Origin of the sequence: Saccharothrix sp. NRRL B-16348, assembly GCF_001280085.1 — a bacterium.
GTDB lineage: Bacteria > Actinomycetota > Actinomycetes > Mycobacteriales > Pseudonocardiaceae > Actinosynnema.
Genome location: NZ_LGED01000196.1, coordinates 1 through 17659 on the forward strand (window position 1 = coordinate 1; position 17659 = coordinate 17659).

The 17659-nt window shown below is 72.7% G+C and carries 17 protein-coding genes; all 17 read right to left on the minus strand.

Annotated features, from left to right (window positions below; all coding sequences use genetic code 11):
• Positions 1-485: 485 nt before the first annotated feature.
• Positions 486-1106, minus strand: a complete 621-nt coding sequence (locus ADK67_RS19130) for a helix-turn-helix transcriptional regulator (protein WP_053717812.1) — start codon at positions 1104-1106, stop codon at positions 486-488.
• Positions 1107-1296: 190 nt separating this feature from the next.
• The gene (locus ADK67_RS19135; protein WP_053717813.1) at positions 1297-2382 is read right to left on the minus strand and encodes an NAD-dependent epimerase/dehydratase family protein; all 1086 of its coding nucleotides are present in this window, start codon (positions 2380-2382) and stop codon (positions 1297-1299) included.
• A gap of 30 nt (positions 2383-2412) precedes the next feature.
• Positions 2413-3297: a zinc ribbon domain-containing protein gene (locus ADK67_RS19140; protein WP_053717814.1), complete on the minus strand. Its 885-nt coding sequence runs from the start codon at positions 3295-3297 to the stop codon at positions 2413-2415.
• A gap of 1 nt (position 3298) precedes the next feature.
• Positions 3299-3847, minus strand: coding sequence for a phage tail protein (locus ADK67_RS19145; RefSeq protein WP_053717815.1), 549 nt, complete (start codon positions 3845-3847; stop codon positions 3299-3301).
• Between the two features lie 22 nt (positions 3848-3869).
• The gene (locus tag ADK67_RS19150; RefSeq protein ID WP_053717816.1) at positions 3870-5804 is read right to left on the minus strand and encodes a putative baseplate assembly protein; all 1935 of its coding nucleotides are present in this window, start codon (positions 5802-5804) and stop codon (positions 3870-3872) included.
• Complete coding sequence (locus tag ADK67_RS19155; RefSeq protein WP_053717817.1) at positions 5804-6211, minus strand: GPW/gp25 family protein; 408 nt, start codon at positions 6209-6211, stop codon at positions 5804-5806. The genes ADK67_RS19150 and ADK67_RS19155 overlap by 1 nt, the downstream gene beginning before the upstream one ends.
• On the minus strand, positions 6211-6516 hold the full coding sequence (locus ADK67_RS19160) for a PAAR domain-containing protein (RefSeq protein WP_053717818.1): 306 nt from the start codon (positions 6514-6516) through the stop codon (positions 6211-6213). The genes ADK67_RS19155 and ADK67_RS19160 overlap by 1 nt, the downstream gene beginning before the upstream one ends.
• A gap of 16 nt (positions 6517-6532) precedes the next feature.
• Positions 6533-8308 (minus strand): VgrG-related protein, encoded by a 1776-nt coding sequence (locus ADK67_RS19165; RefSeq protein WP_053717819.1) that lies wholly within the window; start codon positions 8306-8308, stop codon positions 6533-6535.
• Positions 8305-9012: a CIS tube protein gene (locus tag ADK67_RS19170; RefSeq protein WP_053717820.1), complete on the minus strand. Its 708-nt coding sequence runs from the start codon at positions 9010-9012 to the stop codon at positions 8305-8307. The genes ADK67_RS19165 and ADK67_RS19170 overlap by 4 nt, the downstream gene beginning before the upstream one ends.
• 14 nt (positions 9013-9026) lie before the next feature.
• Positions 9027-9452: a phage tail protein gene (locus ADK67_RS19175; protein WP_053717821.1), complete on the minus strand. Its 426-nt coding sequence runs from the start codon at positions 9450-9452 to the stop codon at positions 9027-9029.
• A gap of 32 nt (positions 9453-9484) precedes the next feature.
• Positions 9485-10195 (minus strand): hypothetical protein, encoded by a 711-nt coding sequence (locus ADK67_RS19180; protein WP_157620592.1) that lies wholly within the window; start codon positions 10193-10195, stop codon positions 9485-9487.
• A gap of 1651 nt (positions 10196-11846) precedes the next feature.
• Positions 11847-12005 (minus strand): DUF6760 family protein, encoded by a 159-nt coding sequence (locus ADK67_RS52625; protein ID WP_197289519.1) that lies wholly within the window; start codon positions 12003-12005, stop codon positions 11847-11849.
• On the minus strand, positions 12002-12472 hold the full coding sequence (locus ADK67_RS19190; protein WP_053717824.1) for a hypothetical protein: 471 nt from the start codon (positions 12470-12472) through the stop codon (positions 12002-12004). The genes ADK67_RS52625 and ADK67_RS19190 overlap by 4 nt, the downstream gene beginning before the upstream one ends.
• Positions 12472-12915, minus strand: coding sequence for a phage tail protein (locus tag ADK67_RS19195; protein ID WP_053717825.1), 444 nt, complete (start codon positions 12913-12915; stop codon positions 12472-12474). The genes ADK67_RS19190 and ADK67_RS19195 overlap by 1 nt, the downstream gene beginning before the upstream one ends.
• Before the next feature lie 31 nt (positions 12916-12946).
• Positions 12947-14467 carry a phage tail sheath family protein gene (locus ADK67_RS19200; protein WP_053717826.1) on the minus strand — a complete coding sequence of 507 codons (1521 nt, stop codon included), beginning with the start codon at positions 14465-14467 and terminating at the stop codon, positions 12947-12949.
• Between the two features lie 176 nt (positions 14468-14643).
• Positions 14644-16986: an AAA family ATPase gene (locus ADK67_RS48260; protein ID WP_053717827.1), complete on the minus strand. Its 2343-nt coding sequence runs from the start codon at positions 16984-16986 to the stop codon at positions 14644-14646.
• The gene (locus ADK67_RS19210; RefSeq protein ID WP_053717828.1) at positions 16983-17654 is read right to left on the minus strand and encodes a DUF4255 domain-containing protein; all 672 of its coding nucleotides are present in this window, start codon (positions 17652-17654) and stop codon (positions 16983-16985) included. The genes ADK67_RS48260 and ADK67_RS19210 overlap by 4 nt, the downstream gene beginning before the upstream one ends.
• Between the last annotated feature and the right edge of the window lie 5 nt (positions 17655-17659).

The following is a 17659-nucleotide window of genomic DNA, read 5'->3' on the forward strand; positions in this document are numbered from 1 at the left end:
GTCCAGGTCTGGCAGGTCGTGGGGCTCGTGGTGGTGGGGTTCGTGGGGTGAGGGCGGGGTGTAGGGGGCGGTTGGTGGGGAGTGGAGGTGGGGTGGGAGGGCGTGGGGGTGGGCTCAGGAACACGGTCCGGGCCGTCGCGCCACCCCTTCTTTTCCCGGCAACAAATTCTAGCTTTCCATTCATCCCCAAGGCTTGTGCCACTTTTGGGTGATCTCCGGTGGCTCTCGGGGACCCTCACCGGTCGGTTGGGTCGGGCTCCTCGCGCGACCCGGGGCTCTCCTCGGTCCTGGGGGCGCCGATGACGCCGTCCGACGACATCACCCACCGCGCCTCGCCGTGCGGTCGGGCGGGGTGGGGGGTTCGGGCCTTGGCCCGGATGCCCCGTAATGCCAAGTCCACCACGTGTCGAAGTGCGGCTGGGTCCCTACTCGTCACAGCCCTGCTCGTCACGGCCTTTCTCGTCACGGACCGGACATCCGACATGTCAGATCATCCCCTTCCGAAGGGCGTAGGCGACCGCGTGCGGCCGGTTGCGCAGGTTGAGCCGGGTGGTGATTCCGTAGAACACGTTCTTGATGGTCCGCTCCGAGTACGACAACCGGCCCGCGATCTCGGCCGTGTCCAACCCGTCGGCCATCAGCCGCAGCACGTCGGTCTCCCGGGCGGTCAGCCGGTCGCGACTCCCCTCCGGCGCCAGCACCTGCTGCTGCAACTTCTGCACGTGCCGCAGCAGCTCGGCCACCATGTTCGGCGGCATCGCACCGCCACCCGACGCGGCGGCCAGGACGCTGCGCAGCACCAACTGGTCGGTCACCGTGGCGCGCGGCAGGATCGCCACGATCCGGCACTCCACGGCCGTCAGCACGTCGGACTCGCCCACCTCGTCGACGATCAGCACCACCGGCGCGCCCACGTGGGCGGCGGCACGGCGCAGCCGCGACACGACCTCGGCGCCCAGCCGGTCGACCGCCATGACGACCACGTCGGGCTTCACGCGCACGGTGCTGTCCAGCACTTCCACATCGGGCCTCGAGCCGAGGTAGGTGATCAGGCCCGTCATGCTCAGGTGATCCGCCGCTTGGACGACGACCCGGATTCGCTCCACCGCTGCCTCCCGCAGTCTCGGATTGCACCACCGAGTCTGCGAGCCGCGGCTTCACGTGGTCTCAAGAGCGTCTAAAAGGATTCTTCACGCCGGCTGGATGACGTGAAGAGACGTGAAGAGACGTGAAAGAAGGGCCGGCGCGTCACGAGAACCCAACGCCTTGCACTCAACACCGCGGCCAAGCCGGTGGTCAAGAGGCGCTCAACCCGTTCAGCCCGGTCGGGTCGACGTCGACCCACCGCTCGTGCACCGACCGCAGCGTGTCGGCCAGGTCGTGCGCGGGCCGCCAGTCGGGGTAGTCGCGGCGGAACTTGCGGTTGTCGGTGATCCACCACCGGACGTCCGCGAACCGGTGCCGGGGCACGTACTCGAACCGCACCTCCTGCCCGGTCAGGTACTCGTACCGGGCGATCAGCTCCAGGATCGACGTGCCGCCCTCCCGCCCGCCGCCCGCGTGGTAGACCTCGCCGGGACGGGGGTCGCGGTAGAAGTGCCAGAACATCTCCACCAGGTCACGCGCGTCCAGCACGTCGCGCACCTGCTTGCCGCCGTGCCCGATCACCGGGAACGTCGCACCCCGCACGGCGCTGCGCACCAGGTGCGACAGGAACCCGGCCTGCTCGACGCCCGCATGCCGCGCGCCGGTGACGCTCCCGCACCGGAACACCCCGACCCGCAACCCCAGCAGGTCGGCGTACGTCTGCGCGGCCAGGTCGGCGGCCAGCTTCGACACCCCGTGGAACGTCCGGTTCCCGCCCAGCCGGATCGACTCGTCGACGCCGTGCTCGTGGTACGGGTGCGCCGGGTCGAGCTCCCACCTCGTCCCCGTCTCCACCAGCGGCAGGGAGTCCGGCACGTCGCCGTACACCTCCGTGGTGGAGGTCAGCACGACCACCGCCTCGGGGCAGTGCCGCCGGACCGCCTCCAGCACGTTCACCGTGCCGACCGCGTTGACGTTCAGGTCCACCACGGGCCGCCCGGCCGCCCACTCGCCGCTCGGCTGCCCGGCCGCGTGCACGACCAGCCGCACGTCCGTGCCGTACTCGCCGAACAACGCGGTGAGCGCGCTCTCGTCACGCACGTCCACCCGGTGGTGCCGGTAGTTCGGGATGCCCTCGACCTCCGCCAGGTTCTCCGCGACGGAACCCGCCGGCCCGAACAGGTGCCGCCGCATCCCGTTGTCCACGCCGACGACCAGGTCGAACCTCGACGCGAGCGCCCGCACCGCCTCCCCTCCCACCAAGCCCGCCGAGCCGGTGACCACTACCACGTCCATCTTCCGCTCCTCTCCGTCTGCAATGGACACTCAAGGCCGGCGGAAGAACTCCACCTCGCCCAACGCGATGTGCCGTCCCGCCGCCTGCCCGGCCGAGGCGCGCACGACCAGCCGGATCCGCACGACGCCGCTCACCGCCGTGTCGACGCGCTGCGGGCCGACCCGGTCGGCCAGGGGCAGCGGGACGGTGCGGGTGCCGCCGTCGGCGGTGGTGACGACCATGTCCAGCGCGGACACCCTCGCCTGCCCGGTGAACGCGCGTTCCTCCACGCCCGCGCCCGTGTGCACGACCACCGACAGCAGCCGGAACGGGGTCGCGAAGCCGAACTCCACCGCGTCACCCACGGCGGTGGCGCCCCAGTACCGGTTCGACAGGCCGTCCGCGGCCGCCGCCGCCGGGTGACCGGGCACCTCGGCGGTGGCGGTGGTGCTGCTCGGGCCGACGGCGACGGGCGTGGACGTCTTGTCGCGAACGTCCTCGATCAGCGCCAAAGCCGTGGGGTAGAACAGGATCGCGACCAGCAGCAGCACCGCGCCCGCGGCGAACGCGACCAGGCGACGCAGCCACCGCGAGGTGTCGCCGCGCCACCGCCACCTCCGTTGCGCCTGCCTGCCGCGGACCTCGCCCGCACCGGGGACCAACGGCGTGGCGCACCGCCGGCAGAACCGGCGTCCCGGCGGGTTCGCGACGCCGCACGCCGGGCACGGCGGCCCGACGACCACCTCGTCGTCCACCGCGCTCGGCAGCGGTCGCCGTGCCTCCGGTCGACCCGGCAGCACCGGTCCCGGACGCTCTTCGGTCTCGTCCTGCGGCGGCTGCGGTTCGGCGGCGGCCCAGCCGAGGTAGGTGCCGCAGTTGCCGCAGAAGTCGTCCGCGTCGCGCACCGGCGCGCCGCACTGCGTGCACAGGCGCATGTCAGTCCCCGTTCCCGCTCGGCACTTCGACGGCGCAGGCGACGTGCAGCGGGCACACCGCGTCGACCAGCGCCACCACCCGGTCCCGGTCGACCGGCCCGGACCGGCCCGGCCACACCCGCACCAGCACGACGTCCGACGGGCGGGGCAGGGTGGTGTCGGGCCGGGTCGACCAGGTCACGCCGGGGCCGTCCACCACTTCGGCGCGCACACCCAGGCACAGCTCCAGCCGGGCGACGAGACCACGTGCGGTGCCGCGCAGGCGGTGCAGCTCGACGGCGCGGCGCACCAGCTCCCGGCGCAGCGGCTCCGGCCACGTCGGGTCGAGGTCCGCCGCCACCCAGGACGACAGCCACGCCACGAAGTCGGCGGGCGCGAGGTCCGGGTCGAAGTACTCCGCCAGGTTGTCCAAAGTGGACAGGATGGCGGACAGCACGGCGTCCAGGCCCGAGGTGAACCGCTGGGCGAAGTCGTCCGCCGCGTACAGCGAGGGCAGCATCCCGCCCAGCGGGTAGCGGCTGGGCAGCTCGGGGAGCGCGACGCGGCTCATGACCCCACCACCACGGCGCGGCTCACGACCCCACCACCACGATCTGGTGCTGGTAGGAGAACACCAGCGCGTTCGGCGCCACCTCGACCCGGTCCACCGGCGCGCCACGTGCCCCGGTGATCGGATCGGCCGGGAACAGCCGGATCTCCTCCACCAGCCGCACCCCGCCGACGCCTTGGAGCACCGCGAAGACCTCGCCGTACTGCACCGGTCGGCCGAACTCCCACCCGGCGCCGTCCGTGCCGCCGCGCAGCGGGTTGAGGTAGCGGTAGAGCGCGTCCAACGCGTCCTCGCGCACCCGGTTGCCCTCCGCGTCCGGCGCCAGCACCCGTGCGACCACCGTGATGCCCTGGTAGCGCGGCGGTTCGACGACCAGCCGGGTGCCGAGCAGCCGCCGTTCGTCCAACCGCCTGGCCACCGCCGACACCACGTCCTCGGTCGGCACCAGCTGCTCGAACCGCAGCCGGTCGCCCTGGTCGGCCACCGCGTCGGGCACCACCAGCACCCGCGCCGCGCCCGGACCGGCGGGCAGGCACCGCACCCTGGCCAGCGACGGCGCGGCCAGCTTCGCGATGTGCTCGTGGTCCGCGGCGGTCACCGCGCGCTCCTGCACCCGGAGCTGGTGCGGCGCGCGCACCTTCGCCTCGGCCACCGTCTCGCCGTCGACCCCGCCGCGCGCGGCCTCGCGGTTCTCCACCGCCGCCACGTACGGCACGGAGCTGCGCAGCGCCGAGATCGCGCCGCGCGCCACGTTGCCCGCCCGTCCGCCGCCCGTGCGGTAACGGGGCACCTGCACCACCGAGCCCTTGGGCGGCACAGCGCCGTAGCGGCGCAGCGTGCCGTCCGCCTCGCGGACCGCGGGCGGGAAGTGGAACTCGCCGCGCACCGCGTCCAGCACCACGTGCCGGTCCTCCGGCGTCGACTCGCCGAAGTGGTCCACCACGGTCCAGTCCTGCCACCCGTCGCCCGCCGACACCCGCACTACCGGCGGGTCGCCGTCGAGCAGCACGGGGGCGCGCGGCACGGTGAACCGCTGCCCCGGCACGCCCGCCGTCTCGCCGAGCAGCACGTCGGCCTCGGCCTCCGCGTGCTCGGCCGCCGTGGTGCCGCCGATGGTGAACGCCTCGGCCTCCCGAACGGTCGGCGACTCCGAGTAGAACGGCTGCTCCCGCACCGGCTCGGTGACGCGGCAGCGCAGCCACCCCGCGCGGTGACCCGCCACCACGGAATCGGTGTGCCCCGCGGGCACGTGCAGCACGACCTCGCCGGGCCGGTTCAGGCCGCCGGTGCTGTCCTCGTCCACCTCGCACGGCTGCCAGTCCTGCCCGGTCCACGCCTCCCACACCAGGGGCGGCTGCCGGGGGTCGACGCCGATGCCCTCCACCCGGCTGTCCAGCCGCAGCACCACGACGCAGCGCGGCACGGCCGCCGTCAGCCCGAACAGCGTCGCGTCACCGGGCGTCGGCGTGGCCTGGAAGCACCGCACGTCCCGGCCCGCCTCCAGGTCCCTGGTGCGGTCGGTGTGCTCGCCCGACGCCGCCCTCGTCACCAGCCGCCCGACCGAGCACGGCACCACGGCCAACTCGTCGGTGGTGGCGAACACGACCGCCTCGGAGTTCTCCGAGCGGGCCGTGGCGACCTCGGTGCCGACGGCCAGCACGACGGCCTGCGGCTGCGGCGCGGACAACCAGAACGTGACGTCGGCGCGCGCCGCGGTCGGCGGGAACAGCGTGACGCCGAGCAGGTCCAGGAACGCCAGGTGGTTGCGCTCCGGCACCCGGTTGAGCCGGTAGACGAGCTGGTCGACCATCTGCGCGAACGTCTCGATGAGCGTGACGCCGGGGTCGGACACGTTGTGGTCCGTCCACTCCGGACAGCTCTGCTGGACGTACCGCTTGGCCTCGTCCACGAGCTGCTGGAAACGCCGGTCGTCCAGGTTCGGTGCGGGCAGCGCCATCAGTCCGCGCTCCCTTCGGCGGGGATGGTGTAGAAGGGGAAGACCAGGTTGCGCCGGTCGTTGGTGGACCGGATGGTGTAACGCACGTCGATGTACAGCGTGCCGACCTCGACGGCGTCGAACGCGACCACCACGTCGTCGACCTCGATCCGCGGTTCCCACCGGTCCAGCGCGGCGCGCACCTCGCGGGCGACGTGGCCCGCGGTGGCGCCGTCGGCCGAGGCGAACACGTGCTCGTGGATGCCGCAGCCGAACTCCGGGCGCATCGGCCGCTCGCCCGGCGCGGTGCCGAGCACGAGCCGGATGGCCTCGGTGATCTCCTGCTCGCGCTCGACCATCCCGATGCCGCCGGTCGGACCCGTCCGCAGCGGGAAGCCCCAGCCGCGCCCGATGAAGCTCTCGCTCATCACCGGCCTCCGATGTGGACGGTCAGCGCGCCGCTGAGGACGTTCGCCTGGCACGTGGTCGTGTCGCCGACCCGTGCCGCGACCACGCCGCCGATGAGCACCTGGCCGCCGATGCGGGGTTTGAGGACGTTCAAGGGCCCCATGGCGAGGTCTTTCGGCACGACGCACACGTGCAGGCTGCCGCCGACGGCGGCGGGCTTGCCCTCGATCAGCACGGTGGCCACCCGGGCGGCCACCGCGGGCGGCGGCGTGCCGATCGTGCCGCCGTGCGACGTCTTGTCACCCAGCCGGGCGGCGGGGGGCATGGTGATCTCCTTCGGGTCAGTTGATCCGGACGACCGCGCCCTTGAGCACGGCCTGGGCGCGGCCTTCGACGGAAACGTCGGTGCCGCCCCGCACGGACGCCGAGGTGGTCGCCTCGACGGACACCGTGTTGCCCTTCAGCACCAGGTCGCCGAGCCCGGCGTCGACGGTGATGCCGCGCGCGTTCATGCTGATCGAGCCGAGGACCCGGCGACCGCGCGGCGTGCTCACCCGGATGTCGATGCTCCCGGTCTTCTCGTCCAACGTGATGTCGAGCCGCTTGTCGCCGGTCTGCACCCGGACGCCGGCGGCGGTGAGGCCGTCCAGCAGCTCCAGCCGGTTGCCCGTGCGGGACACCAGCGACCGGCGGTTCACCCGGCCGCTCGTGCGGTCGACCAGCGGCACGTCGTGCGGCGAGGGGAGGTCGACGCCGTTGTACAGCCCGCCGAGCACGTACGGGCGGTCCAGGCTGCCCTGCTCGAAGCCGACCAGCACCTCGTCGTTGACCTCGGGGCTGAACACCCCGCCGCCGCGGACACCGCCCCACTGCACGGTGCGGACCCAGTCGGTGACGTAGTTGTCGTCCAGCCACGGGAACTTCAGCCGCACCCAGCCCCGCTGGTCGCGGCCGACCTCCTTGATGTCGGTGACGATCCCGGTCGCCAGACCCGGCATCCGCGGCGAGCGGCCCGGTGCGTTGCCGCCCAGCGCCAGCCCGGCCAGCGACCGGTCCGGCGAGCTGCTCACCGTGACGATGCTGCGGTAGCCGTGCTCGGGCTCCAGCACGTGACGCACCGACGTGGCGGTGTAGCGCCCGCTGAACGCGGGTCCGGCGTCCGCCAACGCGATCGGCACGCCCGCGCGCAGCGTCGGGTGGCCCTTGGCGACCGCCTCGATCTCGGCGTACCCGGCGCTCACCGCCTCGGCGAGCGAGCGTGCGGCGGTGTCCGCCTCGGCCTGCGTGCCGTACGGCGTGTCGGACACCAGCATGGTGGTCCTCCGGCCGGCGACGGACCCGCCGAAGCCGGGCAGCACGGTCTTGCTCCGGATGGCCGGTTCGACCGCCACGAACGCCTTCTTCGTGGCCACGTCCCAGGCGCGCACCTCGACCTTCTCGACCTGGTCGGAGCCGGTCAGCGAGGCGCGCAGCGACAGCAGGTCGCCGTGCCGGAGCACCAGCGGGCTGGTGGCGGTGAGCGCGGGCGCGCCGGACGCCGGCTTGGGCTTGAGCAGCTCCAGCTTGCCCTTGTCGTCCACCTGGACGGTCACGCCGTGCTCGTGGGCCAGTTGCTGGAGGAACTCCCAGTCCGACACGTTCGCCTGGCTGAGCTGCGCGTACCTGACGGGGGAGAGCTCGACGCGGCCGACGGTCAGCCCGGCGTTGCGGGCCACCTGGCGCACCACGGTGGCCGCGGGGACGTTGTGGAACGCCTCCACCCGGCGACCGCGGAACAGCCGGTGCGCCTTGCTCATGGCGCGGATGACGGTGAACGAGCCGGTCGAGTCGCCGTCCGTCTCCAGCCCGGTGACCTCGCCGCCGAACAGCTGCACCTGCGCCTTGGTCTCGACCGTCACCACCGACACCGTCAACGGCGTGCCGATCTCGATGCGGCTGTCGGTCAGCAGCTCGTGGTTGCCGTCGCGGTAGGTCAGCACCGCGAGGTCCGGCAGGCCGACGTTCTCGTCGACCACGCAGCTGACCAGCCTCTTGTCCCACGTGCTCGACAGCGAAGCCGCCTTCACGATCGGGTCGGCGGCGAACGACCGGAACGACTTGCCCGCGGACGGCTTCACCGGGCCTCCTCCATCGCGGGCACCAGCAGTTCGGCGCCCGGCGCGAGCAGCATCGGGTCGTCGATGTCGTTGGCCTCGGCGATGACCCGCCAGGCGGTGGCGTCGCCGTACTCGCGCCACGCGAGCTGCGGCAGGCTGTCGCCGGCCACGACGCGGTGCGTGCGGCGGGCCTCGCGCGACCCGGACGTCGGGTTCTGGCCGGGCGTGTCGCTGCCCGCCTCCTCGATGGACAGCGAGCACTTCGCGCGCAGCGGCCTGCCGTCGACGTCGAACAGCGAGTAGTCCACCGACAGGTTCGACAGCACGCCGTCGAACGACGTGGTCTTGGACGTGCCCCACTCGAAGCGGACCCACGGGCTCGCCGGCGTCTTCTTCGCCAGGCTCTTCTTGGTCGGCACGCAGGCGGTGAGCAGTTGCTCCACCCGCGTCTCGACCGAGTTGTCGTGCGTGGCGGTGGCGTCGAGGAGCACGTCGACCGACAGGTTCCGCGGTCCGCTGCCGACGAACTCGGGCATCGACGTCTCGTCCGCCAGGCGGGACGGGTTGCGCCGCCACTCGGTGTTCTTGCTCAGCGCCAACGTGTTCGGGTTGAACTGGAACTTCACCGTGGCCAGCTTGGCGCCCGGCTTCGCGCCCGCCTGCACGGGCGGTTCCATGATCACGAGCTGGGCGCGGGTGAGGCTCGCCCCCGGTTTCCCTGCCATGTCTGATCCTCGTCTCAGGACGCGTCGATGCCTTCGTGGGCGAATTCCAACGTCTCCACGGCGGCCTGCGAGTTCGCCGGGTCGAACGACGGGCCCTGCCAGCGGACCGGGACGATGCCCTGCACCTGCCAGCCGGCGATCCGGCTGCCGTCCGGGGCGAGGGCGACGATCTCGCCGTCCTTGCGCTCGACCTTCTTGATGACCTCGTTGAGCCACTTGACGACCTTGGCGGTGTCCGCCGTGACCGGTCGCGTCATGGTGATGTTGGACCAGGTGATGCGGGTGGGCAGCTGCCAGGCGAACCCGTTGTTGCCGCCCTCGGCGAACTGCTCGACCTCCATCTGCGCGCCCATGCCGTCGCAGGTGTGGAAGGCGCCCAGGTCGTTGCCCGCGATGGAGAGCTGGAAGAAGACGCTGGTGGCGAAGAGCGTGTCGGACATCGGTACCTCCTGGTTGGCTCGGGCCGCCGTGGTCAGCGGCGGCGGTCGTGCAACAGGCCCGCGCGCTCGCGACCGTGGCGCAGTTCGGCGCGCAGGAGCCTGCTGAGCGGGTCGAGCAGCCGGCGGGCGAGTTCGTCGAGGTCGGGCCGTTCCGGTCGGGTCGATCCGGGCCGTGTGGTTGGGGTCGGCCGGTCCTCGGTGTGCTGGGGGATTCGTTGGACGGTGACGGTCGGGATCGCCGGGGTGACGCGGTTGGTCTTCTGGACCGGCGTCGGGGCGGTCACGGGCGGGTGGGCGCGGGTGATGGGCTGGTGGGGCGGTTCGGGCGGACCGGCCACCGGCGCCGGCCGGACCACCGCGCGCTGGACGTGCTGCGTCGGTGTCGTGCGGGGTGGCGCCGGGGCGTGATGCGCGGGTGCCTTGGTCGTCGCGCGTTCGGGCCCGGTGCTGCCGGAGGGCCGGCGTGTCGCCGAATCCCGGGACGTCCACCGAAGCGGTACCGGCCGGGGCAGGTTCGTGGAGTTCGGCGGGTCGGCGGTGGCGGGGGAGACCAGTGGCCGCCGGTTCGGGATCAGGGGGGCCGTGGCGAGGTGGCGTTGCACGGCCGGGCGGGTCAGCTGGGCGACCGGCAGCTTCGCCTGGCCGGGTGACGTCTTGGTCGGGGCGGCGCTGGTGGGCGGGTTGTCGGCGGGTGCTTGTCGTTGTGCCGTGGGTTGGGTTGATCTGGTTGCGGTGGGTGGCACTTCTTGGCGCTGCACCACGGCGCTGGCTGGTAGTTGCGTCAGCGGTGGGCCCAGGACCGGTCCGGTTCTCGGCTTGACGTGGGTGGAGGGGCTGGCGGGGCGATGTGCCGGTCGTGGTGTGCCTTGGCCGGTTACCGGGATGCGTTGGACTACGGCGTCGGCGGGCATCCGCACCAGGGGCGCACCCAGCATCGGCTCCGTTCTCGAAGTGCGTGGTGGTTGCCGGTCCGGTGACGATCGTTCGGGCGAGGTGACTGTGGGTTCGGGCGGCGCGGCGGTGGTCGGTTCGTGCGGCACGGGTGTCGTCGATGTCGGATGGGATGCGGACCGGCGCTGCACCGCCGGCCCGCTCCCCGCCCGCGCGACCGGGATTGGCCGAAGGGGCGTCACCTCTCGGCGCGCCACGGTCAGCGGTGCGCCAAGCGGGTGCAGGGGGACCGGTGTGGTGGCCGGTGACCGCTGTGCGATCACGGGCTTCGGGGCGATCGAGCCGGAAGGGGCAATCGGACGGACCGGGCTGACCGGTGCGATCGGGGTGATTGGACTGGCTGGGGCGACCGGATCGGCTGGACCGGCTGGACCGGCTGGGGCGATCGGGGTGGCTGGATTGGTTGGGGCGACCGGGCTGGAAGGGACAATTGGGCGGACCGGTGCGATTGAGCTGGCGGGAGAGGCCGCTGACCGCTGCGCGACTGTTGGCCTTTGGTCGGCTTGGCTCGCTTGACTTGCTTGGCTGGCCTGCCCCGGCTGACTCGCTTGCCCCGCCTGGCTCGTTTGAGTCGCTTGGCCTGCTTGAGTCGCTTGGGCCGCGTGGCTCGCCTGGTTGGGCTGGCTCGCTTGCCTGGACTTTTCCGCCGCGCTGGCCTGACCAATCTGGCGGACCGGGCTGGCCGCCGACCGCTGCGCGACTATTGGCAGCTTGTCGGTCGGGCTCGGTCGGGCCGTCTTATCGACCCGGACGGCTTCGCCTCCCTGACCCACCCGGCTGCCCTGACTCCCTTGGCCCGCCACCTGGCCGACTTGGCCGACACCGGTCTGGCCGACACCGACTTGGCCGGCCTGGCTGGCGGGTGACCGCTGCGCGACTGTTTGCAGTTGGCCCGCCTGGCTCGGCCGGTCAGCCAAGCCCGCTGGACCTGGCTGGCTCGGCCGTTCCGTTTGATCCGCTTGAGCTGCCTGGCCCATCCGGCTGGTCTGGCTGGTCGCTGATCGCTGGGTGACCGTTGGCTTCCGGTCGATCCCGCCGGTCGGAGGCGCAGTGCTGTGGGCAGGGCTGTCGGTCGTGCTGCCGGTCGTGCCGGTGGGTGTCTGGGAAGGCGGCGGGCCAGGAGTGGCGGGCAGTGCGAACGTGAGCTGGTCGTTCCCCGCCCGCCCGCTGGGCTCGCCGGTCGGCCGTGCCAAGCCGTGCATCACGCCCACCGGAGCGCCGGGCAGGACCGCGTGGCCGAGTTGTCCGCTCAACGTGTGGTCCTGCCACGCCGCCAGGCCACCTCGGAACCGGAGGCCGTCGCTCACCGCGATGCCCTTGCGCTGGATCACCCCCGCCATCGGGCGGGTCGCGCGCCAGCCGCCGTCGGAATCACGGCGGAGCGCCGGAGCAGGCGGCTCGGGCACGGTCTTGCGGCGGAACCTGTCCCAGAAGCCCATCGGGTCACCCCCCTTCGTTCACCCTGGTGTTGATGCGTGCGATCTCGCGGACCCAGCGCCTGCGCTCGTGGTGCTCCAAGTCGAGGATCTGGCCCCGTTCCCAGTGGAAGTGGTAGGCCACGTACGCGACCTCCTCGTGCAGCCGGTCGGCCGCGTACGTCACGATTCCCCCAGGCGACCACCGGCCAGGTCGACCTCGAACCCGCTGCCGCACGACGGGCAGGTCACGCCGGCGCGGGTGTGCCCCTCGCTGTTGATCCGCCGGTAGAAGTCCTGGAGGAACGCGATGTCCGTGGCGTACATCCGTTCCACCACGCCGACGTTCACCTCGTCCACGGCGCCCAGCTCGGTGATCACCATGCTGAGCAGCAGCACGCTGAGGTAACCCGGGTTCTCCTTGACCCGCAGGTCGATCTGCGGTCGCAGCTCGTCCCGGGCCGTCGCCAGCCGCATCCGCCCGTGGCGGTGCACCACGCCCTCGCCGTCCACGTAGCCGCGCGGCAGCTCGAACTCGAACTCGGTGCGCAGCGCCGGTTCCCGGGCCGGGGAAGAGCGCCCGACCCCTCCAGCCGCGTCGACCGGCTCGGCCAGCTCGTCCAGCGAGTCGAGCCCGATCACCCGACGCCTCATCAGTCCTCCAGGGTGATGTCCTCGAAGGTGATGGTCACCTTCTCCAACGCGGCACTGGACTCGCCCGCCTTGAGCGACGGGCCCTCCCAGCGGCTGACCCACCCGTTGACCAGGTTCAGCCGCCGCTCGGTCTCGCCCTTGCTGTTCATGATCTCGATGGTGATGTTCTGGCGCGCCGTCTCGACGTCACCCTTGTTCACCGTCTCCTTGAGCCACTTGGTGAACTCCTTGCTCTTGTCCATCCCCCTGGTGACCGTGATCTCGCCGCCCTTGCGGGCGCCGGGCTGCTTGCGCAGCAACGGCTTGCCCTGAGGGGTCACCTGCGAGATCTCGACCACGTCCTCCTCGATCGTCACCCCGCTGACCTCCTGCAAGGACTCGACCATGTACGCGCCGAGCTGGAGGCCGAAGATGTGGGTGGAGAGAGCGTCGCCGTCTGCCATGACTGGTGCTGCCTTTCCGGATCCGCGCGGGCTATTCGCTGACGAGGCTGGTGTTGTCGGAGAACTGGGCGAGGCGGAAGACCACGAACTCGGCGGGCTTCACCGGCGCGACGCCGATCTCGCACACCACCTGGCCGAGGTCGACGGACTCCGGCGGGTTGTTGTCGCGGTCGCACTTGACGTAGAACGCCTCGTCCGGCGTGCGGCCGAACAGCGCGCCCTGACGCCACTGCTCGGTGAGGAACGCGGTGATGTTGCGCCGGATGCCGGCCCACAGCCGGTCGTCGTTGGGCTCGAACACCACCCACTGCGTGCCCAGGAGGATCGACTCCTCCAGGTAGTTGAACAGCCGCCGCACGTTCAGGTAGCGCCACGCCGGGTCGGACGACAGCGTGCGCGCGCCCCAGATGCGGATGCCGCGGCCGGGGAACGTGCGCACGCAGTTCACGCCGACCGGGTTCAACAGGTCCTGCTCGCTCTTGCTCAGCGCGACCTCCAGGTCGACCGCGCCGCGGATGACCTCGTTGGCCGGCGCCTTGTGCACCCCGCGTTCGGTGTCGCTGCGCGCCCACACGCCGGCGACGTGACCGGACGGCGGCACGAACGCGTTGCGACCGCTCGCCGGGTCGAAGACCTTGATCCACGGGTAGTACAGGGTGGCGTAGCGGGAGTCGTGGTTCGCCTCCTCCATCCGCCACTTGTGCACGCGCTGCGGCGACATCCCGGGCGGCGCGTCCAGCACCGCGACCCGGTCGCCCATCTGCTCGCAGTGCGAGATGACGGCCGCCTGCACCGTCTGCACGCCCTCCAGGTCGATGAGGCCGCGCCGGTAGGCGCTCATCAGGTCGGGCACCGCCACCATCGTGACCTCGTCGACGTTCTCCAGGCCGCCGAACCCGGTGCGCGCCGCGGCGTCGCCGACGTACTCCTGCGCGTCGAGCTTCACCGGCGCGGGCGCCTTGCCGGCGGCGGGCAACGGGACGGACTGCTTGTCCGGCCTGGTCAGCGCCGTGCCGGGCTGCTCGGTGACCTCGATCAGCTTTGAGCGCTCGGCGACCTGCGTCACCACGTAGTTCTTGAGGTTCCTGCGGGTCGACACGTCGAAGGTCTCCACGACCTTGTCGCCCTGGCGGACCAGCAGCTTGAAGCGGTCCTCCGGCGGGTTCTCGCCGTCGGGGTCGGCGACCTCGACGGAGACGTCCGGGCCCGCGGCGGGCAGGGCGGAGATCCGCAGCCCGCCCAGCGTCACGGGGACGGGCGCGGCCGGCGCGGTGTCGCCGTTGCCCGCGGCACCGCCGACCCGCACCACGTACGCCGCGCCACCCCCGTTGGCGAAGTAGCCGTAGACGGCGTGCGGGAGGTAGGCGTCCTCGGTGAACCCGCCGAAGTCGCGCACGTACTGGTTCCAGTTGGTGACCAGGGTCGGCTGGTGGAACGGTCCCTGTTCGGCGAAGCCGACGAAGGCGGCCACCGCGGTGCCGACTCCCTCGATCGGCCGGGCACCGGTCTGGACCTCCTCCACGTACACGCCGGGCGAGAGGTACTGCGGCATGGTCGCTCCTCGTCTGCTCTTCCGCTCTGGCACCACAAGCGTCGCCCGCGCACGACGGCGGCGGCAGGACCGGCGGGCCCCGGTCGAGGGCATCACCGGTGCCCCAACAGGCAATCAGCCGCGTCCGGGCACGCCGACGAGCGCCCGCGGCGGACGGGCGCTCGGCGTTCGCGGTGTCACCGGGCCTGGTCGGTCTCCAGCCACGGCCCGAAGTCGGCGGGCAGGACGAGCCTGCCGAGCTTGCGGTACTCCTGCCGCACGGCGGCCAGCACGTCGGCCATCCGCAGCGGCCGTCCGGCGGCGGCGGCCAGGTAGGCGGCGGTCACCGCGCACGCCCGGATCGACCCGCCGGCCAGCTCGAACCGCTCGGCGCAGAACGCGAGGTCGAGGTCGTCCGCCCGCGGCATCCGCGAGCCGAGGCAGCGGTCCCACAACGCGAGCCGTTGGGTGGCGTCCGGCGCCGGGAACTCGGCGATCACGTCGATCCGCCTGGTGAACGCCTCGTCCACATTGGACCGCAGGTTGGTGGTGAGCACCGCGATGCCGTCGAAGGACTCCATCCGCTGCAACAGGTACGCCGATTCCATGTTGGCGTGCTTGTCGTGCGCGTCCTTGACCTCCGAGCGCTTGCCGAACACGGCGTCCGCCTCGTCGAACAGCAGCACGCCGTGCACGCCCTCGGCTTCGGTGAAGATCCGCTCCAGGTTTTTCTCCGTCTCGCCGATGTACTTGTCCACCACCGACGACAGGTCGACCACGTAGAGGTCCATGCCGATCGCGCCCGCCACGACCTCGGCCGACATCGTCTTGCCCGTGCCCGACTCGCCGGCGAACAACGCCACCACCCCGCGTCCCCGGCCGCCGCCGGGACGCATGCGCCACTGGCCGAGGACCCGTTCCCGGTGCCGGGCCCGCAGCACCAGCTCGTCGAGCTGACGGCGGGTCGGTTCGGGCAGCACCAGGTCGTCCCAGTCGACGCCGGGGGTGATCCGCCGGGCCAGCTGCTCCAGCCCGGCTCCGTTCTGCGCCCGCACACCGGCCCGGACGTGCGCCAGGCCGACCGGCCGGTCCTCCAGCACGGCCAGCCGCGCGGCGACCGACACCGCGCGGTCCACCTGGTCCGTGCCGAGCCGGTACCCCGCCAGGTCGGCCACCAGCGCGGGATCGGCCGCCGTGCCGGTGGCGTCGGCCAACGCCCGCGCCCACCGGTCGGCCCGCCAGTCCTCCGCCGGCGGCGGCACGGGCACCGACACCACGGGGTGGGCCGTCCACCGCGGATCCCAGTGCCGCCTGCTGTGCAGGACCAGCGGCACGTCGCCGACCAGCGCGGTGAGGTCCCGGATCAGCCGGGCGCGTTCGGGCAGCAGCGGTTCCAGCGGGCCGAACACCAGCCCCGCGCCACGCAGCCGGGCTTCCCGGACGATCTCCGCGAACGGCGGATCGGTCCGGCCTGCCACCGCGGGCACGTCCAGCACCAGCGCGTCACGACCGGCCGCGGCCAGGGCGTCCAGGGCGAGCCGGCCCGCGTCGCCGTCGGCGTCACGCAGGTGGACCGACCGGATGCCCGCCCGCAGCCCCGCGGCGATCCTCCCGGCCAACGACTCCACCCCGGCCGCCGCCACCCGTTCGGCTGACGGCGACTCGATCCCGGCCGATGGCGACTGCGGCCCGGTGGTGATGCGCTCGGCCCACGAAGACTCCGGCCTGGCGGCGATGCGCCCGGCCGATGGCGATTCGAGGCCGGTGGTGATCGGCTCGGTCCACTGCGATTCCGGCCTGGCGGTGACCATCCCGGCCGGCGGCGACTCAAGCCCGGTGGTGGTGATGCGCTCGGCCCACGGCGACTCCGGCCCGGCGGCCATCCGCTCGGTCCACGGCGACTCCGAGGCACCGCCCGCACGCACCAGCCGGGCCGTGACGCCGATCGCCGGGTCGGGTTCGTCGTCGCCGAGCAGGTGGGCGACCACCCGGTCGGGTACGCGCAACGGCCGGGACAGCGCGGGCAGGCCGTTGTCCCGCACCTCCACCAGGCCGGCCGCCACCAGTGGCGCGGAGGAGGCGAACCGGAACCGTCCCCCGCCCGCCGCGGGCAGGCCGCACAGCTCCAGGGCCAGGCCCACGGTCGCCCGGCGACGGGTGACGTCGTCGTTGAGGTAGCCGTAGAGGCGTTCGAACCGGGCGTCCACGTCCGGCGCCACGGCCACCAGCAGGAACTCGACGTCCACCGGCTCCAGGGCGAACCGCCGGGCCAGGGTCAGCAGCCGGGGGCCGGGACCGGGCACCATCGCGGCGAGCACGTCGAGGTCCGGGTCCGCGTCCGGTGGCGGCAAGGGCTCCGGGCGGCCGTCGAGGACGCGCCGCACCGCCTCGGCGGTCAGGTAGAGCCCCCGGTGCGGGTCGTCGGGAGCCGGGTCGTCCGCCATCCGCGCCGCGACCGCCCGACGCACCCGCCACTCGACCGCGCCCAGCCTCGCCCACAGGTACGCCAGGTCCGACGACTCCGCCGTCGTCGCGGTCATCGGATCGGGCCGCCGCGTCGCCGCCGGTCGGCGGGGCGGGTGCGGGCGGGCGCGAAACCGCTGTCGCCGGCCACGTCGTCGTAACGCAGCCTGCGGGCGTCCTCCTCGGGTCCGCCGACCAGCACCAGACCGCCGGCGGCCGGTGGTGCGAGCGGGGTCAGGACGCCCGCCACCGGCGCGGTCACCACCAGGTTGACGGCCGGTTTGAGCCGACCGCCGAGCGCCGACCACACGTCCGTCGCCGCACGGCCCTCGGACACCGGGCCGCCCGACTCCACCAGCACGGTCAGGTCCAGCTCGGCCAACGACCCGGTCAGCCACTCGGACGGCAGCCTGCTGTGCCCCGCCAGGCACGCCAGTGCGCCCGACAGCAGCCGGTGCTCGTCCTGCGGCCGGTTCGTCCACGCCGTCACCAGGTAGGACAGCCGGAACCAGCGCGGCGGCTTGCGGTGCGCGACCAGCTCGTCGCCGTCGAACACCTCCAGGTCGCCCGCGCTGCGCCGGCTCGGGTCCTCGCGGATGTCGTAGAGGAACACGTTGACCGTCGGCGCGTTGCGCCGTGCCGTCCAGTCGGTGGTGGGCGCCTCGAACGCCAGCTCACCACCGCCGCCGGGCACGCCGCCGGCTTCGAGCAGCCGGCGGATCCCTTCGTCGACTTCGTGGATCACGACAA